The following is a 26,834-nucleotide window of genomic DNA, read 5'->3' on the forward strand; positions in this document are numbered from 1 at the left end:
GCCAGCGGGCCCGGGGCAGCACATCGCGTGAATCCGCTAGATCCGGGATGCAGGACTGAGACAAAGAGGGCAGTTCTCGCGGCCAGGGGCGATGCCCAGCTCAGTCCCTCGACGGTGGGTTCAACAGCTGAAACCTGCGATGACCATCCGCAGGCCGACTACGGACCGGACGGAGACGGGACCGCCCCTCACTACTTGACGGCTCCGCTGCCGGCACAGGCGGCGACGTAGCGCTGAGCGACGACGAGCAGTGCGGCGGCGGGGATGGACGCCATGACTGCGGTGGCCATGATGGCGTTCCACTGGTTCGTGTGAGCACCGATGTACTGGTAGATGCCCAGAGTGATCGGCCGTACGGTCTCCGTGGTGGTCAGCGTGAGAGCGAAGAGGAAGTCGCTCCAGGTGAAGAGGAAGGTGAAGACGGCCCCAGTGATCAATGCGTTCCTGCTCACCGGGAGCACCACGGAGCGGAAGGTGCGCAGCTTCCCGGCGCCGTCCACTCGCGCGGCATCGATGATCTCCCTGGGAATGCTCTGCATGAACGAACGCATGATGATGATCGCGAAGGGGACCCCGGCGGTGGAGTCGGCGAGGATCAGCCCGAGGTAGGAGTTCAGGAGTCCCAGGTCATTATAGACGCTGTAGAGCGCGTTGGCCACGACGATGCTCGGCACCATCTGTGTGATCAGGATGCCGAAGAGCACGAGGTTGGTTCCTCGGATGGGGAAGTGGGCCAGCGCGTAGGCCGCTGGGGCGGCCAGCCCGAGGCTGAGGGCGACGCTGCCGAGGGCTACGACAAGGCTGGTGACGAGGTTGCGTCCCTGATCGCGCAGTGCGGTGGCGTAACCACTGAAATCCGGATGGAAGGGGAACCAGCCTCCCTGCAGTGTGTTGCCGGCCGGCTGGAGGGAGGCGTTCACCATCCAGTAGCAGGGAAACAGCATCAGCGCGAGCAGGACGATCCCGACGATGGTGGCCGGCCAGCCACGGTTGGATGCGCGCTTCACGGGATCGCCTCTCAGACGTTCCGGGCGCGACGGTTGGCGCGGAGGTAGACGACGGCGAAGGCGAGCGAGATGACGATGAGTACGTTGCTCATTGCGGCACCGCGCCCGAACTCGAAATGCTGAAAGGACAGTTCGTAGGATTGGGTGGCGATGGTCTCTGTGGCGTTGGCCGGTCCTCCGCCCGTCACTACGAGGATGATGTCCAGCACCTTGACCGTGTAGACCACGCCCAGCACCAGCACGACGCTCACCACGGGCCGCAGCAGTGGCCAGGTGACATAGCGGAACGACGTCACTGGGCCGGCGCCGTCCAGCCTCGCCGACTCGTACAGGTGCGTCGGGATGTCCTGCAGGCCGCCGTACAGGATCGCGGTGTTGAAAGGGATTCCGACCCAGATGTTGATGAGGATCACCGACACGAGCGCCTGTGAGGTGCCGGTGAGCCAGGGGATCCCGGACGACGAGAGATGGAGGTGGCGCAACGCGTCGTTGACGACTCCCGTGTCGGGGGCGAGCATCCACCTCCACGTGGTTCCGGAGACGACCAGCGGCAACAGCCACGGCAGCAACAGGAGCGATCGCAGAACGCGGCCGAGCGGGAAGCGCCGCTGGAAGAACAGGGCGAAGGCCAGACCGAGCACGAACTGCCCCAGTATCGAACCAGCGGTGAACAGGGCCGTGTTCAACAGGGCCTTGGAAAACAGGTCCGACGACAGGATCTTTGCGTAGTTCTGCGGCCCCACGAACGGCGCGGCACCGGTGTAGAAAGTCGTGGTCGTGTACTGCTGAAAGCTCATCACGATGTTCTTGACGATCGGGTAGCCGAAGAACAGCAGCAGGTATGCAGCGGCGGGCACGATGAACATCCACTGGGTCAGCGGCTCCCAGAAGCGTGCCCGGGCCACGGCCCGGTCCCTGCTGTGCGCGTCCTCGACCTGCTCCGCCGCCCCGGTGGCGGGCGCCCCCGCGTCGACGGCGCCGTCGTCTTGCCAGGTACTCATCCAGAGGGTCGGGGACGCGTCAGTTACCGGTCGCGATCTGCTGCGCATACCTGAGGGCTTCCTCCGGTGTCTGCTCGCCCGTCAGCGCGGACTGGATCGCGGTGTATATCCCGGTCGCCGCCTTGGGCCACTTGACGCCGAGTTCGCTGGTACGGGCCCGGGCCGCTTCAACGCTCTTGGTGAAGGCAGCCATCGAAGGGACCTGCTCTGCATACTGGGCGGCCACCGCGGAGCGGGAGGGCACGGTGAAGTGCTGCTTGGCCAGGGCGAGCATGTTCGGGGAGTTGTTCAGGCAGGCGAGGACCTGGGCGGCCTTCTCCTGCCGGGCCTTGGAAGCGCTCTGCGGGACCGTCCACACCTCACCGCCGAGCGGTGTGACAGAGGTCTGCCCCGTCCGGGGGACGGGGATGGGGGCCACCCCCCAGTGCAGGTTCTTGTCCTTGTTCAGGGCAGGGATTCGCCAGGGGCCGTTGATCATCATGGCTGTCTTGCCGGCGACGAACTGATCGTGGACGTCGGCCTGTGTCCAGTTCAATACCGACTTCGACATGGATCCGCTCTTCACCAGGTCGACCCACAGCTGAAGTGCCTGCGCGGCCTGCGGGGTGTCCAACTGCTTCTCGTCCCCGCCGTTGGACCACAGAAACGGGAGGAACTGCCAGCTACCCTCAAAAGTGGCGTTTGCGTCGACCGCCATGCCGTAGCGCCCCGGGCGGGTCAGCTTGGCCGCCGCTGCCTTCAGCTCGCCCCAGGTCCTCGGCACGGAGACACCGGCCTTGGAGAGCATGTCCTTGTTGTAGAAGAGAGCGACCGTGCTGACGTCAGGCGCCAGTCCGTACACCTTTCCCTTGTAGGTGCCCGCCGACAGGATGCCCTTGGCGAAGCCGCTGGAGTCGATGCCGTACTGGTCCAGCGGGGTCAGCGCGCCGGTCTGTGCGATCTGCTGCATATCGGGGTTGTCCAGCATCAACAGGTCGGGGAGGGTCCGCGAAGAAGCCTGCTGCAAGACCTTGGGGATGAGTGACGCCCCCGGAACGCTTGTGTGCTCGACCCTTACGCCGGCGGTCTTGCCGCAGGCGGTGAGCACCTCGCCCCATTGGGTGTGTTCGGCTTCGTCGGTGTAATAGTCGAGTGCCGTGATGGAGACGACCTTGCCGGTGGCGGACCCACTACCGGTTCCGGCACCGCACCCGGTGGCAGCCAGTACCAGGGCGAGGGTTGCGGTCAAGAGGGCGGCGATCCGCCGCGCCGGCGGTCTGGCCGGTGAGATCATGCTGGCGCCTTTACCGAGTGATGTCTGTGGCCGGGGCCGATGTCGGGAGGGTGAGCGGACTCCGGGGTGCCGTCAAGACGGCCCATACCGGTATCTTCCGTTCGAACGCATGTTATAGGGCCCTGGGCGGCCGATTGCGTGAGGCATTCGGAAGATCGGCTTCCCCAGGAACGGGCGGCGGCCCCGTGTACACGAAGACGTGTGATCACCTCTTTCACCTGCTCAGAAGGCTTGTCGCAGCCCGTCGCCGTGACCATTGCCCTGTTCGGCGGCTTCCTGGATCATCGCCACGACGGCGGCGGGCTGCGACAGCACAACGGCGTGCGAACCGTCCAGCACGTATTCGATGGCCGCCATGCGTTGTGCCATGAAGCGCTGAGCGGTGGGGTTGAGCATCCGGTCGGCGGTCGCGATGGCGTACCAGGACGGCGTGGAGGCCCATGCCGGCGGGCCCGATCTACTGGTCAGCGCGTTGCAGGCGATCGGGCGTTGCGCCACGGACAGCACATCGTTGACGCTGGGCGGCAGGTCGGCGGCGTACACCTGCGGGAACCGTTCCTTACGGATGTAGAGCTCGCTTTCCGGGCCGCGGGGAATCTGGGTGGGGAGGGCCGCGGTGAAGGTCGCATCGGCCACCAGCACGGGGGCAAAGCGGTTCGTGATGTCCAGGACGCACTCGCCCGCGTCGAGGCCGAACGCCGCGACGTAGCATAAGGCCACGACGTTGTCGGCGTCGGTAGCGGCGTGTGTGATGACCGCGCCACCGTAGTCGTGGCCGACCAGCACGACGGGAACGTCGATGTCGCGCACCACGCTCCTGATGTAGGCGGCGTCCTGCGCCAGGCCGCGCAGCGGGTTCGCCGGAGCGCGCACGGTGAATCCGGCGGCGTGAAGAAGGCTGATGACCCCCGCCCAGGACGAGGCATCGGTGAACGCCCCATGCACAAGCACGATGGTCGGCGGTACGGGGGTGCGTTTGTGCATGCCGGTGACCTCCGACTGAGTGTGGGGGTGCCCCCCAGCCAAGCGCATTCAGGTGTGGCAGGACATCGCGTGAACGTACCAACCGGTCCGCTCAGCTGTCGGGCAAGGCCATGACCAGGTTCGCAAGTTGAACACGGGAGTTGACCGACAACTTGCGGAAGACAGAGGTCAGATGAGTGTTGACCGTGTGCGGGGAGACGACGAGCAGGTCGGCGGCCGACCGGTTGGTGTGGCCCTCGGCGACAAGGCGCGCGATCTTCTTCTCCGAGGCTGTGAGGGCCCCCCATCCCCGGACGGGGCGCTGCGTGGTTGCTGCCCTGCGGCTGCCGCCCCCTGCGCCATCAAGATCACGCTGTACGCGTGCCGCTGCGGCGTGGGCGCCCGACTCGGCGAACATGCCACGGGCATGAGTCAGCGCGGCCACTGCCTGAGGTTTCCGGCCTGCTGCCAGGAGTGCTTGTCCGAGATCGGCGTAGGCGGCGGCCCGGACCAGCGGGCGAGGGCTTGCCTTGAGCAGTGCTACGGCGCGCTCCAGCAGGGCTAGATCGTATTTCACGAGCCCGAGGGCCTGCGCCGCGATGCCCGTGGCGGTGGGTACGGTCGGGTTGCGTTCGGCGTGGGCTTCGGCCTGTGCGGCCAGGTCCCCGGCGAGCTCGTGGTCCGTGCCTCGCAGGGCCATGCGTATCGCCGAATCGACCCAGTTGCGCAACAGCCGCCAGCGCATGAAGGAACCTTCCTGCTGTACTTGCCGAATCTTGTCGATGGCAAGGCCGATGTCCCCGTCGGCCTCGGCATGGACCGCTTCCAGGAAGCGCACCGCGGCCGTGTTGCCCGGGTTCGGTTTGACCGCCAGTCTTTCCTGCGCTGCGGCCAGGTGCCCCCGCGCCGCTCCCCGATCGCCGCGCAGAAGGGCGATCCGGGAGCGGATCACGCGAGCGTTCACCTGCTGGACGGATACCTGTACGTCGTCTTCCAGGCGCTCCATTGTCGCGAAGTCGGCGTCGGCGTCGTCGAGCCGTCCGAGCCCCAGATCGTGCTGTCCCTGCGCCCACAGCATCATCGCCTGACGCATCGACCCGGCATTGTCCGCTGCTTGCAAGAGCAGTCGTTCGCTGGACTCGAAGTCGTCCATGTGCAGGTGCGCGACGATCTCTTCGGGCAGGAAAGCAGAATCGACGGCGCTGAGCGCGGCAAAGCGCTCCAGCGCGACGGCGTTCTCACCCGCATTCTGCGCGATCTCGCCGAGCCCGGACAGGGCCAGGACGTGCGCCTCCCGGTCACCGATCGCGGTGGCGGCACGCAGCGCGGTCTCGCCGGCCTCACGCGCCGCGACGAGATCACGGTCCCGGGACAAGGCCAGTGCGCGCAGGGAGGCCAGCCTCGCCCCGATCTCCGGGGCGGCGCCCTCCATGGCGAGGGCAGTTTCGGCCCGGCGGCGCAATTCGCCGGCGAGATCCATGTTCCACAGCGTCCCGCCGAGGGCGGCCTGCAGCCGACTGAACACCTCCAGCGGTGGTCGGCCTGCCAGTAGCCGGTCGCCGGCCGACAGCGCCTCTCGGTTCCTGCCGGCCCGTGTCAAGCACAGGATCGTCTGCTCGCCCACTACGAACCTCAACGGCCGTGCTGATGGCACCAGTTCCAGGGCGTGCGTCATCAGGTCGGCCGCGAGGCCCGGCGTGACGGGCAGTACGTCGTCAGCGGCTCGCCGCAACAGCGCTACGGCTTCCTCGTCTCCACGCAGAGCTCCCCTGAGGATGTGCGGCACCGCGTCGATCGGCTGGTGGCCCGCGGAGACAAGGCGGTGGGCAGCCTCTCGGTGCAGAGCCTTCCTGGCTGACGGCGGGATGTCGACGTAGACCGCCTGACGCAGCAGATCATGCCGGAAGGCCAGATGATCACCGTCGTCGTCCAGGAGCCCGGCGCGTACGGCTTCCTCGAGCGCCGCGATCAACGTGGTAGTCGGTTGGCCACAGAGCGCGGCGGCGTCGTGGAAGACGAACCTGCGTCCCAGCACCGCTCCCATCTGAAGGAAGCGCAGTGTGCTGGGCTGCAGGGACCTGATTCTGCCGCGCACACCCACCACGAGCCCTGGGGGCACCAGCTCACCCGAGGCCTCGGCGGTCCGCAGTCCCGCGAGCATCTCGACCGCCAGAAACGGGTTCCCGCCAGCCCCGTCGAGCAAGTCCCGTACCTGCTCGTCAACCGCTGCACCCAGTGTGTCGCCGGCCAGTTGGCCGATGGCCGCGCCGGACAGTGGCCCCAACGGCACCGTGACCACCGGGAGGTTGCCGGCCGCGGCTGCAACGACCTCATCCGCTGGGCCGGCGGGCTCCTGCCGCCCGGTCAGCATCCACAGAACCGGCGATGTCCGCAAGCGTGCCGGAAGCTGCCTGAGGGCAAACCGGCTCAGCGGATCGGCCCACTGCACATCGTCCAGGGCGATCAGCACCGGCTCGCTGCCGGCTCTGGCTTCGATCGCCTCCGCCAGGCGCTCCACCAGCCAGATCCGCTGATCATGATTGCGCGCGAGATCGACAAAGGCATCGCCGGACAGCAGCGGCTGATCGCCGTGCAGGATGCAGGCCGCCAACGAGGAGAGCGGCACGATGTGATGCAGCTCATCGGCCCTGCCGAGGCCGGCCGAGAATCCCGCTGTCCTGGCCCTGGCGACGGCCTCGCCGAGCAGCGTGGATTTGCCGATGCCCGGTTCCCCCTGGATCAGCGCCAACCCGCCGCTTCCGGCGCGGGCCACCGAGGCGATCAGTGCCTGAAGCTCTTCGAGCTCGACCTCCCGGCCGCGTAGACCGCTACGGGACAGCGAACCGCCTGACCCCGCCACTTATGCCCCTTCCTGTCCGCACTCGCCTGCCGAAGCCGGCCTCGGCCCATGCCGACCGGTGACTCCGCCCTTCGGTATCGCCTGCCGGTGCCGGAAGGTCTCATCGTCGGAAAGGCCGGCGAACACGTCGGGCAGCAGATCGATCACGGGCTCAGGCTCTCTGTCAGCATGCAGACGCACGAGGGCGGGCGGGAGGTCCAGGAGGTCGCGGCTCTCCGTGGACACGCCATGCGTGGCTGCCTCGCCGCAGGTCAGGCCCACCGTCTTCGAGTGCTTCGTCATCGACGGGTTTCCAATCGCGCTTCTCGTGACCAGTCGTAGCATGGCGGAAATCGGGAAAGGTCCGTCCACCACAACTGAGGGTTCGGACGACGCGGCGCCGCCCCGAGTGTCGCGCCAACGGCTCGGAGACATGTCGTAGGCAGTGCGGAAGAGTCGGCTGAAGTAGGCCGGATTGGTGAAGCCCCAACGCCGGGCCACGCCGGAGACCATCCTCTCACCGCAGTCGCCCCGGGCGAGACCCCTGGCACACTCCCGCAGCCGACGGCGCTGGATCAGGCGGCTGACGGTGATTCCTTCCGCTTCGAAGAGGTTGTGGAGGGACCGGACGGACATGTTGTGAGCAGCAGCGATGATATCCCGGTCCGAGCTCCGGACCCCCGAGGTGCCGGTCCACGCAGGCGCAGACTTCCCAGGCCTGGGTGTATCGGGAACCGACCGTGTCCGCCACATCACCGGCGACCCGCTCGATGATGAGGGTGGCCACCAAGTCAGTGAAGTTGCAGGCCGGTCGACAGCAACATGCTCGGCGAACCCCGGCGGAGGGTGGTGCCCTTCTTCACGAAGCCGGTGTCATCGACGATCAACACACCGTCGGCTTCGCCGAGTTGTTCGGCTGCGTATGCCTGCAGGTCGTCGCGGGGGCCGTCGGCGTCCCAGCGGCTCTTGGACAACAGGTGCTGCAGCCCGTCGGGGGTGGCGTGGCCGGCGTACTCGGCGAGCTACCAGCTGTTCTTGCGGCCCACCGGGCCGAGCAGTCCGCGCACGTAGTCCCGCATCCGGCGCCGAGCCTCCACCCGGGCGAAGCGGGCTCCGGTCCGCAGGAAGAGTTCTTCAAGCGCAAAGTCCCATGAATCCCTCGGAATGTCGCTGATCACGACTACGGACTGCTCGGGACGCTGAACGGGACGAGGTGACCTGTCGGAACGAACGTCGCGTGCACCGGCTGCCGCACCCACCGCGCACAGCCGGCGTGACTGCCGCGGGACACACTGCGGTTCGTGTGCGCCTGCGGCAGGCAGCGCATGTCATGCCTGTCGACCGGTAAGTTTCGAATCCGCCTGCGGTTGGCGTTCGAAGGCCCAGTAGGCAAGAGCGGCCAGTGGGAGAACGGCGCCCAAGCCGGTCAGGCCGGCCCAGCCGGCAGCGTGGTAGACGATCGCCCCGAGCTGGGAGCCGATCGCACCGCCGACGAAGAACATGGCGATGAAGGCGCTGTTGAGGCGGGCGCGGGCGGTCGGGTCGAGCTGGTAAACGGTGTGCTGCCCCAGGATGAGTGTCGTCTGCACAGCCATGTCGATCAGGATCGCAGCCAGGGCGATCAGGACGATACTGCGCCCGCCCAGACCCGCGACAGCAAAAGCCAGCGCGGTCACAAGGAACGCAGCCCCGGTCATGGGACGTACGAGCCCTCGGTCGGCCCAGTGCCCGGCGAACGGAGCGATGGCTGCTCCGGCCGCGCCCACGAGGGCGAAGACGCCGACTCCGACCGGTGAGTAGTGGAAGCGGGGACCGGTCAGAACAAACGAGACAGTGGTCCAGAATGCGCTGAACGCGCTGAACATCGCCGCCTGGTACAGCCCTCGACGCAGCAGCACGGGATGCGTGCGCACCAGCTGGACGGTGGAGCGCAGCACGTGGTGGTACGGGATGGATGTGGTGGGTGCGTGCTGTGGCAGGGCCGCACGCAGGGCCACCGTGAGCACGGCCATCAGAGCGGCGGAGCCGAGAAAGACGACGCGCCAGCCTGCGATGTCGGAGACCAGGCTGCTCAGGGTTCGGGAGAGCAGAATGCCGGTGAGTAGACCGCTCATGACCCGGCCGACGATGCGGCCCCTGGCATGGTCCGGGGCCAGGTTCGCCGCGAAGGGCACCAGGATCTGAGCCACGACGGAGGTGGCACCGCTGATCAGCGACGCGATCAGCAGCATGGGGAAGCTCGTGGCGAGGCCGGCTGCCACGAGGGCGAGGGTCGTGATCATCAGGAGGACGGTGACCAGATTGCGCTTCTCCAGCCGGTCGCCGAGCGGAACCAGGAAGATCATGCCGAAGACGTAGCCGACCTGGGTGAGCGTGATCAGTGTCCCGGCCGTGGCCGTGCTGATGTGGAAGACACCGCTCAGCGAGGACAGCAGAGGCTGGGCGTAGTAGAGATTGGCGACCGTCATCCCGGACGCGACGGCCAGGAGCGCGACCAGCCAGCCTGGCACGCCTTGTGAGGCCCCCATGGACCGGGGCGAAGTGCGGAGGTTAGACCTTGTGGACATGTGCACCTTCTTTCGTCACGCAGGCACAACCACGGGAACGCTGCTCTCCCTTCCTCACCAGGAGCGATGATCGGGGATATCAGTCATCTCATGCAGAGATGACCAGCAGCGTCGCCCGGTACCTGTTGGGCATGCAATAGCGGAAACGATCAACGTGACAGCACGGCGGCCAGCCACTGCCGGATCTCACGGGTCACGGGGTCGGTGATGTCGTCGAACTCGTCATGCTTTTTGAGGAACTTCGCGACGTAGGGGCAGACAGGCACGATGCGCTGCCCCGAGGCGCGGACGTCGGTCAGCGCCTGCTGCACGAGCTGTGAGGCCAGGCCCAGCCCGGCGTAGGAGTCGTCGATTTCGGTGTGGTAGAAGACGCGCTGGTCGGCGCTGTCGCGGTAGGCGGTGAAGCCGGCGACCTTGCCGTCCACCAGGATCTCGTAACGGTGCTTGTCGGCCACTCGCTGAACGATCGGAGCGTCGGCGGGTCGTGTCATTGCGTGCCTCTCAGGCGTGTCGGGATTGTGCGTGGAGTGAGGGTTGCGTGGGGGCAGAGCGTGCGACGCTGCCATGGCGCCGACGGACTGTCTCCATCTGTGAAGGAGTCCGGACCGAGTGGAGGCGGGCCTCAATGGGCTGCCTCGAAGTACTGCTGGAAACGCCGAACGAGGTGGCTGTTACCGGGGCATCACGTCGCCCCGTGGCGAGCATCGTCAGCTGCTGAGCAGCGCGCTCAGGATGGCGTCCCAGTTGATCCGCGCATTTTCCTCGCCCGGAGGGACGGCCTCCCACGTGCGCACCAGCCATTCACGCAGGGGCTCGCTGGGTACGTCCAGGAGAGCTGAGCCGCTGGTTCCTCGCAGGAGCATCCGCACTTCGGGTCTGTTGCTGCAGCGACACGGTGGCCAGATGCGGACGTCACCGTCCCCGGAGGGCTTGTCCAGGCCCGTCTGAAGAAGGTCTCGCGCAAAGCTCCACCGGGCGTTCTCCCGGTCGCCATGGCTGGACACCTCAAGGAGCGCGGTGAAGGGACTTTGCGGGTCGTAGACGAGGCGTGCCGACATCGGCACCGCCTCGGTGGAAGTAATCACCAAGTCGACCGCGAGATCCACGGTGATGACGCCGTTCGGTGGTTGTCCCCCTTCGTCGCGGAGCGGTTGTGTGCTCATGATGGCTCTGCCTTTCGACGTTCAACGGACGCTGGAAGCAGACCATCAGGGCTGCCGATGAACCCCTGTCCCTTCCCCTCGGGCTGTGTGCCGGGCCGGCGAATGACGTCGGTCCCGGAGCGGCGCTCGGCCTCGGTTCGTCCGCCCCAGACACCGAAGTTCTGATCGGATGTCATGGCGAAGAGGCCGCAGTGATCACTTACGGGGCACCGACGGCAGATGGCGCGTGCCGCTTCCTCGCGTCGACGGCGTGCATGGCCCCGCTCGCCGGTCGGCGAGAAGAAGACTGAGCTGTCCATTCCGCGGCATGCGGCGTCGGCCTGCCATTCCCATACCCACAGGAGCGGCTTGGTCTGTGTCTTCATCGAATTCTCCTTCCATGTACCTGAGGAGCTGTTGAGGGAGGAACAGTCCCGTGACCTGACGGGGAAAGCGCTGGCCGGGTCTACGGCTTCAGCGCGGCGAGCTGTTCCTCGAAGGGCACCACGGCGGGGCTCTCGCCGGCCGGCTTCCTGACCGTGGACAATCCGGTCATCAGTGCCGCCAGTTCGCCCGCGGCCCGTGCGATCCGGCCGTCGAGCCCTTCGGCGCCCCAGTCCTCGGAGGCGGCGTACACCCCGGTCGGAACGACGACGGCCTTCAGGTACACGAAGAGCGGGCGCAGCGCGTGGTCCAGGACGAGGGAGTGCCGGGCGGTGCCGCCGGTCGCGGCGATCAGCACCGGCTTGCCGGCCAGGGCGCCCTCGTCGTGCACGCTCAGCGCGTCGAAGAACGACTTGAACAGCCCCCGCTGTACGACGCGGAGAACACCGGCGTGACGACGATCAGGCCGTCGGCTGCCGCCACCGCGTCGAACGCGGCGCCCAGCGCCCGCCCCGGGAACCCGTTGGTGAAGTTGTGCGCGATCTCCACGGCGAGGTCGCGCAGCTCGAGCACGGTCACGTCCGCCGAGGTCCGCCCGGCGGCCCGGGCGGCCGCTCCGTCCGCGCCGCGATGTAGCCGCGCATCGTGGTCGGCGACGAGGGCACGAACGGCGGGTTGTGATGCTCGCCCGTCGCGAAGACGTCGAGCCCGACCTCCTCGGCCTTCAGCGCGATGGCGACCATGGCCTTGATGCGCTCACGCTCGGTCGGCGTACGGCCCGTGGTCGGGTCAGGGGTGACATCACCGATGGTGAAGATGCCGAACTGTATGGAAGTCGTTTCGCTCTTCTGGGTCACTCGGAATTCCTCTCGGGTGAATACGAGCTGAGTGGACGGCTGTAGCGCAGTGCCCGTGTCTGGGCGTCCGTCAGGGTGCGACCGGGGGGTCCGTCAGCCTCTTCTGCCTGTGAGCTCGCTGATGGCGCGGTCGAGGTCCATGTGGAGGCCTTCCGCTCCTTCGGGCACCAGTGCGAAGGTCTGCCGAAGGAATGCAGTAGCCTCCGAAACCGCCATTTCGACCGATGCTGTGCCGGCGAGGTTCCTCAAGACGACACGTAGGGAGTGCGGATGGCAGCGGTGCCGGGGAATGACCAGCACGTCACCGGAGCCGGTCGGCCGGCGCAGCCCCTCAGTCAGCAGCTCGCGAGCGAATACCCAGTCGACGGGTCTCTTCATCGGCGCGCCGAGGGAAAGGCGGATGGCGTAGGGGTCCGCCATGTCGTAGTGCAGCTCCGCGGACAACGGAGCGGGCATGCTCTTCGGGACGCTGACGTGCGCCGTCACTGTGCACGTGACTGTGCTGAGACGCTGATCCATGGTTGCCCCAAAGAATGATTGCAGAAGCGATTTTCTACGCCCGACCCTAAATTCCGGTGGCCAGCACAGTTGTCGAGGAACGCACGGAGCATTGCCCGTAAAAGCACTACGGTCCGGCTCACGTCCCCATGAATGTCGCCGCCCCGACGGCAGCCGTTCCGGCAACGACGCAGTGCGTGCCGGTGGACATCGGGCCGGGCCTCGCCGCACAGGCCGCCCGCGGACCGGGTGAGCCGTTGACCGGCGTCGCACCAAGCCCGATCCAACCGGCGGTTGCCCGGCGCCCCTGTGCCCGGAGCCGAGCGCGGCCGTGGTGCACTGCCGGGCCCCGCACGGTGCACGGAGGGACAACTGGTCTGCTCGGCGCCTCATTACCCTGGCCACCGCCCCGTGAGCGACCATCCGAGGAGCGCCCATGCCCAAGCAGACCGTTGCCGAGCAGTACGTCGACCTCCTGGCCCGCGTCGGAGTGCGCCGCATGTACGGGGTGGTGGGCGACAGCCTGAACCCCGTTGTCGACGCGGTCAGACGGCACGACGCCCTGGAGTGGGTCCAGGTCCGACACGAGGAGGTCGCGGCCTTCGCCGCCGGCGCCGAAGCGCAGCTCACCGGCAGACTGGCGGCGTGCGCGGGCTCCTGTGGGCCCGGAAACCTGCACTTGATCAACGGCCTGTTCGATGCCCACCGGTCGATGGCTCCCGTCCTCGCGCTGGCCGCGCAGATCCCCAGCGGCGAGATCGGAACCGGGTACTTCCAGGAGACGCATCCTGACCGGCTGTTCGAGGAGTGCAGTCACTACTCGGAACTGATTTCCTCGCCCCGGCAGATGCCCCGGGTGGTGCAGACGGCGATTCAGCACGCGGTCGGCCGGCGTGGAGTGTCCGTCGTAGCGCTGCCCGGAGACATCGCCGCCGAGGACTCTCCGGTCGGCGGGGCCGAACTCGCGATACCGCTGGACCGGCCCGCGGTCCGTCCGGCCGATCAGGAACTGACCCGGCTGACGGAGCTGGTGGACGCCGCCGAGACGGTGACGGTGTTCTGCGGCCGGGGTGTCGCCGGCGCCCACGCCGAGGTGATGGCGTTCGCCGAGAAGATCAAGGCCCCGGTAGGCCACGCGCTCCGCGGCAAGGAACACATCCAGTACGACAACCCGTACGACGTCGGCATGTCCGGACTGCTGGGATACGGCGCCGCGTACGAGGCCATGCACGAATGCGACCTGCTGCTGCTCCTCGGCACCGACTTCCCGTACACGGACTTCCTGCCCCGCAACGTCAGAACGGTCCAGATCGATGTTCAGCCCGAACGTCTGGGCCGACGCACCCAGTTGGACTTCGCCGTCTGGGGAGACGTCCGCGAGACGCTGCGGTGCCTGATCCCGGCCGTGCAGGAGAAGCCGTCCCGCCGGTTCCTCGACCGGATGCTGAACCGGCACGTCCACGCTTTGGAGGGTGCCGTCGGCGCCTACACCCGAAACGTCGACAAGCACACTCCAATCCACCCCGAGTACGTGGCGGCGGTGCTCGACGAGGAGGCTGCCGACGACGCGGTGTTCACCGTGGACACCGGGATGTGCTGCGTGTGGGCCGCCCGCTACCTGACGCCGAACGGCCGCCGCCGCATACTGGGCTCCTTTGTGCACGGTTCGATGGCCAACGCCCTGCCGCAGGCCATCGGTGCGCAGTTCCTCGACCGGACGCGTCAGGTGGTGTCACTCTCGGGCGACGGCGGCTTCTCCATGCTCATGGGCGACTTCCTGACGCTGGTCCAGTACGGGCTGCCTGTGAAGGTGGTGGTCTTCAACAACTCCTCGCTGGGCATGGTCGACTTGGAGATGATGGTGGACGGGCTGCCGCCGTACGGCACCGGGTACCCGCACACAGACTTCGCGGCCATCGCCACGGCCGCCGGTGCGCGGGGTATCCGGGTCGAGAAGCCCACGGAGGTGCGTGACGCCCTGCGTGCGGCCTTCGCCCACGACGGGCCGGCGCTGGTCGACGTGGTGACCGATCCCAACGCACTCGCGATCCCGCCGAAGATCACCTCCGAGCAGCTCACCGGCTTCGCCCTGTCGGCGAGCCGCACCGTCCTCACCGGAGGCGTCGGACGCATGATCCAGCTCGCCCGGGCAAACATCCGAAACGTTCCGCGCCCATAACAAGGCTCTGAGAGCCCAGGGCGCCATCGACCATGCCCCCGAGGCTGCTAGATCGCGCCAAGCCGCTTGAGGCGGATCGTCGAGGTTCGTTCCGCTGGTGCGGTCGGAGCGTTCGAGGATCTTGAAGAACTCTCTGCAGACGGCTCGCTCGAGGCAGCGTTGTGCGTCGCGTCGGCGGCCGAACCGTCTTCCCGGCTGCGCCGAGGGCGACCTCGAAACGCCTTCCTGGAGCACCACCTCGCCGCGTTGCGGCCCACCGAGTGAGAGGCCGGGCCCCGCCCGGCATACCCATCCCCCGACCCGAGCGGACACTCATGGCAGACCTGACAGGCATGACACATCACACCGCCGTACTCAACGGGATCAAGCAGCACTGGGTGAGCGCGGGACAGGGCCCGCCGGTGTACCTGCTGCACGGTTTCCCCGAGACCTGGTACGGCTGGCGGAAGCAGATTCCCGTACTGGCCGAGCGGTTCACCGTCATCGCGCCGGATCTTCGCGGCTACGGTGACACGGAAAAGCCCGCCTCCGGTTACGACAAGCGGACCATGGCCAACGATGTGATCGCGCTGATGGACCATCTCGGGCACGAGCGGATCGCCCTCGTCGGCCACGACCGCGGGGCACGCGTCGGCACCCGGTTCGCCAAGGACCACCCAGAACGCATCGACCGTTTCGTGGCCATGGACAACATTCCCACCAGGGTCATAGCCGATACCTACGACGTGAACCTGGCCCGGCAGGGCTACTGGTTCTTCACCTTCCTCGGCGTACCCGACCTTCCCGAGGCGCTGATCGCCGGCCGCGAGGAGATCTGGCTCACCCACTTCTACCGCAACTGGTCGTACAACCCCGACATGCTCACTCCCGAGGAGATCGCGGTCTACGTGCGCGCCTATCAGCAGCCCGGCGCTGTGCGGGGGTCCTGCATGGACTACCGCGCGGCGCCCCAGGACGTCGCCCAGGACCGGGAGGACGCCGACCAGCTCATCGACTGCCCGGTACTGACCCTGTGGGGCGAGGACTTCAGCGCCGTCGGACAGGCATACGACGTCCTGGACGTATGGAAGGGGATCGCCCGCGATGTCCGCGGCTTGCCCATCGCCCAGTGCGGGCACCTCTGCCAGGAGGAACGCCCCGACGTCGTCAACCGGGAACTCCTCGACTTCCTCGCGGACTGGAACGGCTGAACGGGGCGCCGCATCCCGAACTCGGGGAACAGCAGCGGAACGTGGGGCGGGGCCGGTTGCGGCCCCGGCCCACTTCCGTGCCAGGGCAACGCCGCCCAGCCGGTGCCCGCCCGACAACGTGGGCACGCACAGGCCACAGCCAGGACGCGGACAGACAATCACGCCGCCGGGCAGTCCCTAGAGTTACTCACGTGTCGGCGATCTCCCGCTCGGCAAGACTCCCGCGCGGAGTCCGACGGGAACCCTCCGGCAGAGTCCACGGCCGCCCGGTCAGTGCACACCGCACACCAACCGATCCCGAGGCCGGCCCGCGACATCTCACGGCAAAGGGGCCACCACGGCAGCCCCGACCCGGCCGACAGGCCGCGCGACAGCCGACCACCCCATTGATGAGGGAGTTTCCCCATGCCCAGTTCCGACAAGCCGACCGTCGTCCTCGTGCACGGCGCCTTCGCCGACGCCTCCAGCTACGCCCAGGTCATCCCCCGGCTGATCTCCCGCGGCCTTGACGTGGTCGCCCCGGCCGTGCCCAACCGCAGCCTGATAGGGGACGCCGCCTACGTCGCTTCCATCGTCCGGCAGATACCCGGTCCGGTCATCCTGGTGGGCCACTCCTACGGTGGCGCGGTCATCACGGTCGCCGGCACCGAGGACAACGTCAAGGCACTGGTCTACCTGGCCGGTTACGCCTTGGAGAAGGGCGAGAGCCTCGGCGAACTGCAGGGCCGCTTCCCGGACAGCGACCTCGCCGCCGCACTCGTCTACACCCCCTTCCCGATCGAGGGCTCCGCCACGCCCGGCACCGACGTGTCGGTCCGGACCGACAAGTTCCCGGCCATCTTCGCCGCCGACGTCGACCCGCGGCTCGCCGCCGTCCTCGCCGTATCCCAGCGCCCGCTGGCCGCGCAGGCCTTCGCCGACGCGGCCCCGGCCGCGGCCTGGAAGACCAAGCCGTCCTGGGGCCTGGTCGCCTCGTCCGACCACACCATCAACCCCGACGTGGAGCGCTACGGCTACCAGCGGGCCGGCATGACCACCGTCGAGGTCGACTCCTCCCACCTGGTGATGCTCGCCCACCCCGAGCGCGTCGCCGACCTGATCGAGGAAGCCGTACGGGCCACCTCCGACTGACCCCACGCGCACCCGCTCGCGCCCGTTCGACCGACCGGCCGTCACACCACGGCCGCCTCCACCCCTTCGCAGAGAGCGAACGATGAACCCACCGATCTCACGCCGCACCGTCACCGTGTCCCTCCTGGCCGGCGCAGCCGCCCTGGGGACCACCGGTGTCGCGCAGGCCGCGCAGGCCGCGCAGGCCGCGCAGGCCGCGACGGCCGACCGTCCGGCCGAACGACACGGGCGCCCGGCCGCGTCCACCATCGTCCTGATCCACGGCGCGTTCGCCGACGCCTCCAGCTGGAGCGCGGTCGTCGAACGCCTGCAGCGACAGGGCCACCGTGTAATGGCACCGGCCCTGCCACTGCGCGGACTGGCAAGCGACTCCGCCTACATTCGCAGCGTTCTGGACAGCGTCACCGGACCGATCGTGCTGGTGGGGCACTCCTACGGCGGAGCGGTCATCAGCCAGGCCGCGGCCGACGCCCCGCAGGTCAAGGCACTGGTCTACATAGCCGCCTTCGTTCCCGACATCGGGGAGAGCGCGCTCCAGCTCACCGAAAAGTTCCCCGGCAGCACCCTGGGACAGGCCACCGCCACTCAGTACTACCCGTTGCCCGACGGCGGACAGGGGGAGGAACTGGTCATCAAGAAGGACCTGTTCCGCAAGCAGTTCGCGGCCGGTGTCCCCCGACCGACCGCCCAGGTCATGGCCGCGGGACAGCGTCCGATCACCCTGGCAGCTCTCCAGGAGCCGGCCACCGCGGCCGCGTGGAAGAGGATCCCCAGCTGGTACCTCGTGGCCACCGAGGACCGCAACATCCCGCCGGCCGCCGAGCGCTGGATGGCCGAGCGCGCCCGCGCCCACACGGTCACTGTCCGCGCCCCGCACGCAGCCGCCGTGAGCGACCCCGACCCTGTCACCGGCCTGATCCTGCGGGCGGTCCGTTCCGTCCGCTCCGACCACTGACCGGACGCATTCCTCGCCACGCCCGCGACATTCCGCAAGAGGACATGGGGCCGCGACCGTGGCCGTCCGGCCGCGGTCCCCCTCCTCGATTCCTCGTGGCCGGCGTCACCTCGCGAAGTGCCGCACGCGTTGCCGACCGAACACCTTGCAATGGAACGGAGAGCCGTATGGCACTGCTCGATCCGGAACCGGGAAAGCTGCGCCCGCGGCAGACCCAGGGCCCAGCTACCGACCGGGTGCCCGACGAGCGGGCGTCCGGTACTCCCGATGCCCTGCGGAAGGACCTGGTCCGCCTACTGGGCTCCCGAAAAGTGCTCCACACACTGTCGGACCTGGTGAAGTACGCCTCGGACGCCAGCCCCTACCGCTTCGTGCCCCAAGTGGTCGTGATCGCCGAGAACGTCGAGGACGTGGCCGCGGTGCTGCGGTACGCCCATGAGCACCGGCGCGAGATCGTCTTCCGGGCGGCCGGGACCTCGCTGAACGGTCAGGCCCAGGGCAAGGACATCCTGGTCGACGTGCGCCGCCACTGGACCGGCGTCGAGGTGCTCGACGCCGGGAACGAGGCGAGGATCAGGCCCGGTACGACCGTGGGACGCGCCAACATCACACTGTCCCGGTACGGCCGGCTGATGGGCCCCGACCCGGCGAGTTCCAGCGCCTGCACCGTCGGAGGCGTGGTCGCCAACAACGCCTCGGGCATGACCGCGGGAGTCACCCGCAACTCCTACCGTCTGCTTTCCTCCCTCACCCTTGTCCTCCCGTCCGGCACGATGGTCGACACCGCAGCCCCGGACGCCGACGAGATGCTCCGGACCACCGAGCCCGAGCTGCACGCAGGGCTGCTGGCGCTGAAGGCCGATATCGAGAGCGACAGTGACCTCGTCGCCCGGATCCGCGCGAAGTACGAGCTGAAGAACACCAACGGCTACCGTCTCGACGCCTTCCTGGACGGTTCCACCGCGGTGGAGATCCTGCGCGGACTGATGGTCGCTTCCCAGGGCACCCTGGGGTTCGTCGCCGAGACGGTGTTCAGGACGGTCTCCCTGGACCGTCTCACCCACACGGCGCTGCTGTTCTTCCCCGACCTCACCGCGGCCGCGGCGGCGGTACCGCTGTTCAACGGCGCCGGGGCCCGCGCGGTCGAGCTGATGGACGGGAACACCCTCCGCGCCTGCGCGAGCGTCGACAAAGTTCCCTCGGACTGGGCCGGCCTGCCCCAGGAGACCGCCGCTCTGCTGGTGGAGTTCCGCGCCCCGGACGAATCGGCGCACCAGGCCAACCAGCAGGCCGCCGCCGCTGTCCTGGCGAAACTGGCACTGGTGGCCCCGGTGGCGTCCGTCACCAACCGCTTCGTCGAGGACCCGGCCACGATCAGAACGTACTGGCATGCCCGCGAGGCCTTCATGACGGCAGTGGGCAAGGCGCGGCCGGCCGGATCGACATTGATCACCGAGGACTTCGCGGTGCCGCCCTCGCGGCTGGCAGAAGCCTGCGAGGCCCTGTCCGAACTGCAGCGTCGGCATGGTTTCGACGCCGCGGTCGCGGGTCACGCGGCGCACGGCAACCTGCACTTCCTGCTCGCTTTCGACGCCGCCCGCCCTGAGGAGGTCCAGCGCTACGCGGCCTTCATGGACGACTTCTGCGCCATGGTGGTGCGCCGTTTCGACGGCTCGCTCAAGGCGGAGCACGCCACCGGCCGGAACATGACACCGTTTCTCGAAGCCGAATGGGGCTCCCGCGCGACCGAGTTGATGTGGCGGGTCAAGCAGACCCTCGACCCCGCGGGGGTACTCGCCCCCGGGGTGGTCCTCAACCGTGATCCCGAAGCCCATCTGCAGGGGCTCAAGACCATACCCACCATCGAGGCGGTCGCCGATCCCTGCATCGAGTGCGGTTTCTGTGAGCCCGTCTGTCCGAGCCGCGACCTCACCACCACACCGCGTCAGCGGATCGTGTTGCGGCGCGAGATGATGCGCCAGCCCGTCGGTTCGGCTGTCATGGACAGCCTGCTGGAGTCCTACGGCTACGACGCGGTCGACACCTGTGCCGGCGACTCCACCTGCAAAACAGCCTGCCCGGTCGGCATCGACACCGGAGCCATGATGAAGCGCTTCCGCCACCAGCGGCACACCGAACGGGAGGAGCGGAACGCGGCCCGGGTCGCGGAGCGGTTCTCCCTCGTGGAGTCGTCGGTCCGGACCGCCCTCGGCATCGCAGACCATGTCAGCGACCGGGTCCTGGGGAGCGTCACCTCGGCAGCGCGGAAGGCTGTCTCGCCGGACCTGGTACCCGAATGGCTTCCCGCCATACCGTCCTCCGCGAGTCCGCGGCTGCCCGCAACGGACCGGCAGACCGCCGTCGCCGTCTACTACGTGGCCTGCGTCAACCGGATCTTCGCGGGACCCGACGGCGTGGACGGGCCGTCCCTGCCCGAGGCGATCGTCGAGGTCTCCCACCGGGCCGGGCGGCCGGTATGGATACCGCCGGACCTGTCCGGTTCCTGCTGCGCGACCATCTGGCACTCCAAGGGGTACGACGACGGCAACACGGTCATGGCGAACCGCTTCGTCGAGCGGGCCTGGGAGTGGACCGACGGCGGACGTCTGCCGCTCGTCGTCGACGCGTCGTCCTGCACGCTCGGCATCGGGCATGAGATCGCGCCGTATCTGACGCCCGAGAACGAGCGGAAGCACCGGGCTCTCACCGTCGTCGACTCGATCGTCTGGGCCGCCACCGAGCTGCTGCCCCACCTGAAGGTGACCGACCGGATCGACAGCGCGGTGATACACCCCACGTGTTCGATGCGGCACCTGGGCGATGCCGAACAGCTGCGTGCCGTCGCGCAGTTCGTCGCGCAGGACGTCCGCCTGCCCGTCTACGCGGAGTGCTGCGGCTTCGCCGGCGACCGGGGCCTGTTGCACAAGGAGCTGACCGAGGCGGCGACGGCGCACGAGGCCGCCGAGGTCACGTCGGGCACATTCGACGCGTACCTGTCGGCCAACCGCACCTGCGAGATCGGCATGCAACACGTCACGGGCCGTCCGTACCAATCGGTGCTGCTCGCACTCGAACGTGCCACTCGACCCACCAGCTGAGCACTGGCGCGGCCCGCCCACTTCGGAGCGGAACCGCCGCCCGCAACTCGACCCTCCAGCCTACAGGGAGCCCGCCTTGCGCATCGCCAATCTCGCCGGCCGACTGGTCATGATCACCCACGGCCGGGCGGCCGACGTCCACACAGCCAGTGGCGCACTGTTCTCCTCCGACCCGCAGGCGGTCTACTCCCGCTGGGACGAGTTCCGCGCCTGGGCCGCCCGGGCCGACCTCGGCGGCGGGGTCCCCTTCGACCCGGCGGACCTCGGTGCGCCCGCACCGGCCCCCCGCCAACTCTTCGCCGTCGGCCTCAACTACCGGGAGCACGTCGTCGAGGCCGGATTCACCACGCCCGAGGGCATGCCGCCGGTCTTCACCAAGTACGCGACCGCCCTCACCGGCCCGGTGACCGAGGTGACGCTGCCACGGGGCGGCCACACCGACTGGGAGGTGGAGCTGGTGGTGGTTGTCGGCAGGGAGGCGTACCAGGTGTCCGAAACCGATGCCTGGAGCCACGTCGCGGGCCTGACGGCCGGCCAGGACATCTCCGAGCGCGCCCTGCAGATGGACGGCCCAGCCCCCCAGTTCAGCCTCGGCAAGTCCTACCCGGGCTTCGCCCCGACGGGCCCCTGGCTGGTGACCCCGGACGAGTTCGAGGACCCTGACGACCTGGAGCTGACCTGCGCCGTCAACGGTGAGGAGATACAGCGTGGCCGCACCCGGCAGCTCATCTTCTCCGTGCCGGCCCTCGTCGCCAAGCTGTCCGGGGTGCTCCCGCTGCTGCCGGGGGACGTCATCTTCACCGGCACCCCAGCCGGTGTCGGCCTCGGCCGCACACCTCAGCGCTGGCTGGCCGCCGGCGACGAGCTCGTCAGCTCCGTCCAGGGCATCGGCGAACTGCGACAACGGTTCGTCGACTGACCCTCTACGAGGTCCGCGACGCGCGGCAACTGACGTCTCAAGCGCCCGGCGCACCGGCGTCCCCAGCGGCGAAATCCCACAGCCCCCTGCAATCAGAGAGAAAGAGAAGAGATCCCACATGCCCAGATTCCTGACAGGGACGCGCACCGGCCTCCTGGCCTCGGCCGTGGCGGCGGCCCTCGCCATGACCGCGGCCGGCCCGACGACCGCAGCCACCGCCGCCCCGAAGCCGGACGTGAGCTTCGTGGCACACCTGGACATGGTCGCCGGGCAGCGCCCGGAGAACATCACCCTGGAGCCTGGCGGCAGCGCCGTCGTCACCTTCGCCTTCAGCCGCCAGGTGGCCCGCATCCACCCCGACGGCCGGGTGCACGTCCTCGCCACCCTGCCCCAGCCTCCGGCCGACGCCGACACCCCGGCTCTCTCCTCGCCCTTCCTCGGCGGAATCGTCCGTGCCCACGACGGGACCCTGTACTTCCTGTACGCCACCGGCAGCAGCGACCTGACCGGCCTGTGGCGCCTGCGCCCCGGCGGCGCCCCGCAGCGTATCGCCGCGCTCCCGGCCGACGGCCTGCCCAACGGCCTTGCCCTCGACCGGCACGAAGGCCGGCTGTACGTGGCCGACTCGGTCCTCGGCACGGTCTGGCGGGTGCCCGTCACCGGCGGCACGCCCACCCGGTGGGCCACCGCCCCCGAACTGGCCGCCGCCGGATTCCTCGGAGCCAACGGCATCAAAATCCACAACGGGGCGGTCTGGGTGTCCAACCTGGACAAGGGCACCGTGCTGCGCATCCCGGTCACCCGGTACGGCACCGCCGGCCCCGTCGAGACCCGGGCCACCGGCCTGATCAACATCGACGACTTCGCGTTCACCGGCCGCGGCGACACCCTCCTGGCCGCGATCAACGCGGACAACGAGGTGGCCCTGGTCAGGCCGGGCGGCAGCCACACCGTCGTGCTGACCGGCGCCGACGGGCTGGAGAACCCGACCTCGCTCGCCGTACGCGGCAACACGGCCTACATCGCCAGCGGCGCCTACTTCACCAACAACGACCCCAACCTCCTGGCCGCCCGGATCAACCCCGCCCAATAAGCCGACCGCGCGCCCGTGCCGCCGCACCTGCCCGGTGTGGCGGCACGGGACCCCTGGGCCATCGGATCCGCCGCACGACGAGCGGGCGGAGCGGCCGCCGCACGCGGTAGCACCCGACACCGAACGAGAGGACAGAGTTGATGGGCCGGCAGGACACGCATCAGGCGGCAGCCGCCGCACCGCCCGCGTTCGACCCCGACGCATTCCTGGTCGTCCCGGCCAGAACCTTCGAGGACCTACGCATCGGCGAAGTCTTCCGAGCCCCCAGCCGCACCCTGACAGACGCCCACGCCGCGGCCTTCCAGACAGTCTCCGCGGACAACCACCCGGTGCACTACGACGCCGAATGGGCACGCAGGCACGGCCACTCGGCACCGGTGGTGCACGGCCTGCAGGTGCTCGCCTTCACCGCGCCGGGCGCCACCCTGTTCCCCCACTTCATCGGAGAGGTGTTCATCAGCTTCCTCGAACTGTCCTGCACGTTCCTGGCCGAAGTGCACTCCGGAGACACCCTGTACCCGGCGCTCACCATCACCGGCCTGGAGCCACAGGGCGACAACGGTGTCGTAGTCACCGCGGCCACCATCCACAACCAACGTGGCGAACTTGTGCTGTCCGGCCAGCACAAGTACCTCCTGCGGCGTCAGTGAATCCTGAGGAAGCAACGTGACGCACCGTAGAACCCTCCTTGTCGCGCTCGCCTGTTGTGCCGCGCTGACCGGGTGCACGAGCCACACATCGGACGGGGGCCCGCCTGCGGTTGGCTCCACGTCCCCGACGTCGTTCCGTAACGGGCCCGGGGTCCGTCGACAGCGGCACCTCCGGTCCCTCCAACGAGCCGACGCCGACACCGACCGCGTCCGGCGGCACGGGGACGGCGGCGCCATCGCCGACCGCACCGACGGTGAGACGCTGCCACACCTCCGAAGTGAGGGCGTCCCTCGGCCCCAACCGTCCCGGCGCCGGGCAGTCAGGCTTCGCTATCGTTTTGACCAACAGATCCCGCCGCACCTGCACGCTGTACGGCTTCCCGGGCGTAGCGTTCGTCAACGGCGCCGGTGAGGCCGTCACCCCGGACCCCGAGCGAGCCACCGATCAGCAGGAACAGGCCGTGACGCTCAGCCCGGGAGACAGCGCTTGGTCGACGCTGGCGTACACCAATCCAGCGATTACTGGCGCCACGGCTGTCACACCGGCCGCCCTGCTCGTCACCCCGCCCGCGGATCGCCTTCCAGTCCGGACTCCCCGAGCATCGGCAGCAGCTGCCACGATTGCTCGATCAGGCGGTACGGGCCGCACGAACGGAGAAGGACCGGTGCGGACAGGAGGCCCGGTTCTTCCCCGAGCTCGCCGGGCCTGACGTCCTTGCGGCACTGGAGGCACTCGTGTCGACCGGAATCGATCCGGCGGCCCACGCCGACAGCGCGTTGCAAAGGTTGACGATCCCGCGTCTCAGCGCCCCCGACGGTCGGGGCCGGCTGATCCGGCTGATGGCGACCGCCTCGGTCGCCTACTACGCCGACGTGCCGGACCTGTGCGCGGAGCAGTTCCGGCAGGCAGACGGGCTGCTTCGCCGGCAAGAAGCCCTGGGCCCGCGCGCGTGGACCCTCGCGGCCCAGGTGGACACACTCTTGAGTATCGGGCGCTGGGCGGAAGCCGGGACCCTGATCGAGGAGGGCCTCACTCACGCTGTCGTCCACCGGTGGACTCGCGTGGAGATGGACCTCGAAGCGCTAGGAGCGACCCTGCGCGCACTTCTCGGCGAGAGCGTATCGGGCATGCAGTTCATCGGCCCGAACTGGCGCTCCGTCAGCCTGGACGAGAACCGGGCCACACATGCCCGGATGCTGCGGGCATGCGGTCTGACCGCGATGGCCCTCGGTGACGGGGACAGCGCCTTCCGGCACTTGCGCGCTCTGTTCGGGGACGACGGCTCGCCCCTTGATCCCTTCCTTTCTCCCCGCTGCATCAGCGAACTGGCCGCCGCCGCCCAGCGCGTCGGCCGGCAGCAGGAGGCGGCGCGCATCCTCATGGAAGTGCGAGAACGCCAGGGCCCCCGGCCGACGACACGGATGACACTGCTCATGCACCATGCGGCGGCCCTCGTCGATGACGATGCCGACCCCGAGCACCACTACCGGCTGGCCCTGGTCAACCCGGAGGCGGACAAGTGGCCCTGGAACGGGCCCAGGCTCGTTTGCACTATGCGATCTGGCTGCGCAGGCGCAGAAGGCCCCTGGAAGCGCGCACACAGCTGACCGCGGTTCTGGAAGTCGCCACCCGGCTGGGCGCCAGGCATCTTGCCGCCTCGGCCCGCAGCGAGCTGCGCGCGAGCGGGGTCGCCCACGCTCCCGCGTCGGCGGACCGGTTGGCCGAGTTGACCGCCCAGCAACAGCAGATCGCGCGGCTGGCGGCGAACGGCCTGTCGAATCGGGAGATCGGCGAACGGCTGTTCCTCTCGCCGCGTACCGTGGGCTCGCACCTCTACAACGTCTATCCCAAGCTCGGCATCAGCAGCCGCCACCAACTCCGCGACATTCTGCTGCACGACGGGTGACGTGCGCGAAGCAGCAGACGTGGCGTCAGGGGCCGACAGGCAGGTGTACCAGCGTTCATCCTCCTTTGGCCGCTGAGCGACGAACCGGAGCCCAGAGGGCCGAGCGAAAGGTGTACCGGATGGAGTGGGACTCCGGGGAGGACAGGGACGGAAAGTGCCCGTCCTCAGTGGTTCTCGATCCGCTGGTGCAACGGCTCGTCGACGCGTCCTCGGCCCCGCCGCTTCTGCACGAGCTGGGTCCGGTCGACGGCCGGCAGGCGCTGAGGGAGTCCCAGGTCCACCGGGTCGAGGACTTCGAGGTGGACGCCACCTTCCAGGTGGCGCCCGTGGGACCGTCCGGGCTGGTGGGCTTCTGGGTCTTCAGACCAGCCCGCGTAAGAGGACCGCTTCCCACCATGTTCTACGTCCACGGGGGCCGGTGGATGCCGGGAGACGCGCAGACCCACGCACGGCTCATCAGCGAGCTCGTGCTCAGCGCGGGCGTGGCCGCTGTCGTCCCCGAGTACAGCCGCACTCCCGAGGCCCGCTATCCCGTGGCCATCGAGGAGTGCTACGCCCTGATGACCTGGGTGGTCCGGCAGGACCGATTGGTGGCCGCCGGGGACTGCGCCGGCGCCACCATGGCCACGGCGCTCACCATGATGGCGAAGTCGTGCGGCGGCCCGAGGATTCGTGCCCAGCTGCTGTACTACCCGATCACCGACGCGCATTGCGACAGCCCCTCCCAGCGGCGGTTCGCCACTGGGTACCTGCTCACCCGGCAGGCCGTGCGCCAGTACTGGCAGCAGTACACCGCTGATCCCCGGCAGCAGGACGAACCGACCGCGTCTCCGTTGCGCGCGAGCCTCGCGAAGCTTGCGGGGCTGCCGCCGACGCTGGTGATCACGGCGGAGGCGGACGTGACGCGGGACGAGGGGGAACAGTACGCGGATCGGCTTCGTCGTGCCGGCGTGGCGGTGACCGCGGCCCGTTTCCTGGGCACGGTCCACGACTTCGTGTCCCTGACGGCATTGCGCGACAGCCTGCCGACGCGGGCGGCCGTACGGCAGGGCGCTGCTTTCCTGCGCAGGCTGCTGAACTGAGAGGCGGCCAGGCCCGCCGGGCAAAGAGCGCAGACCAGTCGGCCGACTGATGCGTCTGCTCTTGCACAAAGTCACGCTTGCAGGCATGTCAGCAATCTT

General features: G+C 68.6%; 23 protein-coding genes and 3 pseudogenes. 12 read left to right on the forward strand and 14 right to left on the reverse strand.

The window, feature by feature from the left end; genetic code table 11:
- Positions 1 to 191: 191 nt before the first annotated feature.
- The 14 genes and pseudogenes from ACZ7IB_RS23805 to ACZ7IB_RS23870 all read right to left on the reverse strand — a co-directional run bounded on the left by ACZ7IB_RS23805 (position 192) and on the right by ACZ7IB_RS23870 (position 12,477).
- Positions 192 to 1,007: a carbohydrate ABC transporter permease gene (locus tag ACZ7IB_RS23805; protein WP_470915434.1), complete on the reverse strand. Its 816-nt coding sequence runs from the start codon at positions 1,005 to 1,007 to the stop codon at positions 192 to 194.
- Positions 1,008 to 1,018: 11 nt separating this feature from the next.
- Positions 1,019 to 2,008: a carbohydrate ABC transporter permease gene (locus ACZ7IB_RS23810; RefSeq protein ID WP_470915435.1), complete on the reverse strand. Its 990-nt coding sequence runs from the start codon at positions 2,006 to 2,008 to the stop codon at positions 1,019 to 1,021.
- A 19-nt stretch (positions 2,009 to 2,027) separates the two neighbouring features.
- Entirely contained in the window at positions 2,028 to 3,281 is a 1,254-nt protein-coding gene (locus ACZ7IB_RS23815; RefSeq protein ID WP_470915436.1) for a sugar ABC transporter substrate-binding protein, read from the reverse strand.
- Between the two features lie 222 nt (positions 3,282 to 3,503).
- Complete coding sequence (locus ACZ7IB_RS23820; RefSeq protein ID WP_470915438.1) at positions 3,504 to 4,265, reverse strand: alpha/beta fold hydrolase; 762 nt, start codon at positions 4,263 to 4,265, stop codon at positions 3,504 to 3,506.
- 91 nt (positions 4,266 to 4,356) lie between these two features.
- Entirely contained in the window at positions 4,357 to 7,104 is a 2,748-nt protein-coding gene (locus ACZ7IB_RS23825) for a helix-turn-helix transcriptional regulator (protein ID WP_470915440.1), read from the reverse strand.
- A complete protein-coding gene (locus ACZ7IB_RS23830; protein ID WP_470915441.1) occupies positions 7,105 to 7,836 on the reverse strand; it encodes a helix-turn-helix transcriptional regulator in 732 nt (243 codons plus the stop codon).
- 73 nt (positions 7,837 to 7,909) lie between these two features.
- Positions 7,910 to 8,162: pseudogene (locus ACZ7IB_RS23835) on the reverse strand (transposase); the annotation flags it as partial.
- A gap of 249 nt (positions 8,163 to 8,411) precedes the next feature.
- Positions 8,412 to 9,650, reverse strand: a complete 1,239-nt coding sequence (locus ACZ7IB_RS23840; RefSeq protein ID WP_470915443.1) for an MFS transporter — start codon at positions 9,648 to 9,650, stop codon at positions 8,412 to 8,414.
- Positions 9,651 to 9,799: 149 nt separating this feature from the next.
- Positions 9,800 to 10,141 (reverse strand): GNAT family N-acetyltransferase, encoded by a 342-nt coding sequence (locus tag ACZ7IB_RS23845; RefSeq protein ID WP_470915445.1) that lies wholly within the window; start codon positions 10,139 to 10,141, stop codon positions 9,800 to 9,802.
- 216 nt (positions 10,142 to 10,357) lie between these two features.
- Positions 10,358 to 10,813, reverse strand: a complete 456-nt coding sequence (locus ACZ7IB_RS23850; RefSeq protein ID WP_470915447.1) for an SsgA family sporulation/cell division regulator — start codon at positions 10,811 to 10,813, stop codon at positions 10,358 to 10,360.
- On the reverse strand, positions 10,810 to 11,178 hold the full coding sequence (locus tag ACZ7IB_RS23855) for a WhiB family transcriptional regulator (RefSeq protein WP_470915449.1): 369 nt from the start codon (positions 11,176 to 11,178) through the stop codon (positions 10,810 to 10,812). Before ACZ7IB_RS23855 ends, ACZ7IB_RS23850 begins: the two co-directional genes overlap by 4 nt.
- An 80-nt stretch (positions 11,179 to 11,258) precedes the next feature.
- Positions 11,259 to 11,800 (reverse strand): annotated as a pseudogene (locus ACZ7IB_RS23860) (CE1759 family FMN reductase); the annotation flags it as partial.
- A pseudogene (locus ACZ7IB_RS23865) lies at positions 11,788 to 12,006 on the reverse strand (LLM class flavin-dependent oxidoreductase); the annotation flags it as partial. The pseudogenes ACZ7IB_RS23860 and ACZ7IB_RS23865, both read right to left, overlap by 13 nt.
- Before the next feature lie 120 nt (positions 12,007 to 12,126).
- On the reverse strand, positions 12,127 to 12,477 hold the full coding sequence (locus ACZ7IB_RS23870; protein WP_470915450.1) for an SsgA family sporulation/cell division regulator: 351 nt from the start codon (positions 12,475 to 12,477) through the stop codon (positions 12,127 to 12,129).
- 490 nt (positions 12,478 to 12,967) lie between these two features.
- Here ACZ7IB_RS23870 and ACZ7IB_RS23875 point away from each other — a divergent pair, with 490 nt between their 5' ends.
- The 12 genes from ACZ7IB_RS23875 (at position 12,968) to ACZ7IB_RS23930 (ending at position 26,735) form a co-directional block, all read left to right on the forward strand.
- Positions 12,968 to 14,710, forward strand: a complete 1,743-nt coding sequence (locus tag ACZ7IB_RS23875) for a pyruvate dehydrogenase (protein ID WP_470915452.1) — start codon at positions 12,968 to 12,970, stop codon at positions 14,708 to 14,710.
- A gap of 314 nt (positions 14,711 to 15,024) precedes the next feature.
- Complete coding sequence (locus ACZ7IB_RS23880) at positions 15,025 to 15,900, forward strand: alpha/beta fold hydrolase (RefSeq protein ID WP_470915454.1); 876 nt, start codon at positions 15,025 to 15,027, stop codon at positions 15,898 to 15,900.
- Between the two features lie 405 nt (positions 15,901 to 16,305).
- On the forward strand, positions 16,306 to 17,031 hold the full coding sequence (locus ACZ7IB_RS23885) for an alpha/beta fold hydrolase (protein WP_470915456.1): 726 nt from the start codon (positions 16,306 to 16,308) through the stop codon (positions 17,029 to 17,031).
- Between the two features lie 82 nt (positions 17,032 to 17,113).
- Entirely contained in the window at positions 17,114 to 17,986 is an 873-nt protein-coding gene (locus ACZ7IB_RS23890; RefSeq protein ID WP_470915458.1) for an alpha/beta fold hydrolase, read from the forward strand.
- Positions 17,987 to 18,153: 167 nt separating this feature from the next.
- Positions 18,154 to 21,084 carry an FAD-binding and (Fe-S)-binding domain-containing protein gene (locus tag ACZ7IB_RS23895; protein ID WP_470915460.1) on the forward strand — a complete coding sequence of 977 codons (2,931 nt, stop codon included), beginning with the start codon at positions 18,154 to 18,156 and terminating at the stop codon, positions 21,082 to 21,084.
- A 76-nt stretch (positions 21,085 to 21,160) separates the two neighbouring features.
- The gene (locus tag ACZ7IB_RS23900; RefSeq protein ID WP_470915462.1) at positions 21,161 to 22,003 is read left to right on the forward strand and encodes a fumarylacetoacetate hydrolase family protein; all 843 of its coding nucleotides are present in this window, start codon (positions 21,161 to 21,163) and stop codon (positions 22,001 to 22,003) included.
- A 118-nt stretch (positions 22,004 to 22,121) separates the two neighbouring features.
- Positions 22,122 to 23,096 carry a hypothetical protein gene (locus tag ACZ7IB_RS23905; RefSeq protein ID WP_470915464.1) on the forward strand — a complete coding sequence of 325 codons (975 nt, stop codon included), beginning with the start codon at positions 22,122 to 22,124 and terminating at the stop codon, positions 23,094 to 23,096.
- A gap of 140 nt (positions 23,097 to 23,236) precedes the next feature.
- Positions 23,237 to 23,746 carry a MaoC family dehydratase gene (locus tag ACZ7IB_RS23910; protein WP_470915466.1) on the forward strand — a complete coding sequence of 170 codons (510 nt, stop codon included), beginning with the start codon at positions 23,237 to 23,239 and terminating at the stop codon, positions 23,744 to 23,746.
- Between the two features lie 278 nt (positions 23,747 to 24,024).
- Positions 24,025 to 24,456, forward strand: coding sequence for a DUF4232 domain-containing protein (locus ACZ7IB_RS23915; protein WP_470915468.1), 432 nt, complete (start codon positions 24,025 to 24,027; stop codon positions 24,454 to 24,456).
- A complete protein-coding gene (locus ACZ7IB_RS23920; protein WP_470915674.1) occupies positions 24,368 to 25,354 on the forward strand; it encodes a hypothetical protein in 987 nt (328 codons plus the stop codon). The genes ACZ7IB_RS23915 and ACZ7IB_RS23920 overlap by 89 nt, the downstream gene beginning before the upstream one ends.
- Positions 25,294 to 25,653 carry a LuxR C-terminal-related transcriptional regulator gene (locus ACZ7IB_RS23925; protein WP_470915469.1) on the forward strand — a complete coding sequence of 120 codons (360 nt, stop codon included), beginning with the start codon at positions 25,294 to 25,296 and terminating at the stop codon, positions 25,651 to 25,653. The genes ACZ7IB_RS23920 and ACZ7IB_RS23925 overlap by 61 nt, the downstream gene beginning before the upstream one ends.
- Before the next feature lie 119 nt (positions 25,654 to 25,772).
- Positions 25,773 to 26,735, forward strand: a complete 963-nt coding sequence (locus ACZ7IB_RS23930) for an alpha/beta hydrolase (RefSeq protein ID WP_470915471.1) — start codon at positions 25,773 to 25,775, stop codon at positions 26,733 to 26,735.
- The last annotated feature ends 99 nt before the right edge of the window (positions 26,736 to 26,834 follow it).

Source organism: Streptomyces sp. NPDC037301, assembly GCF_055602785.1.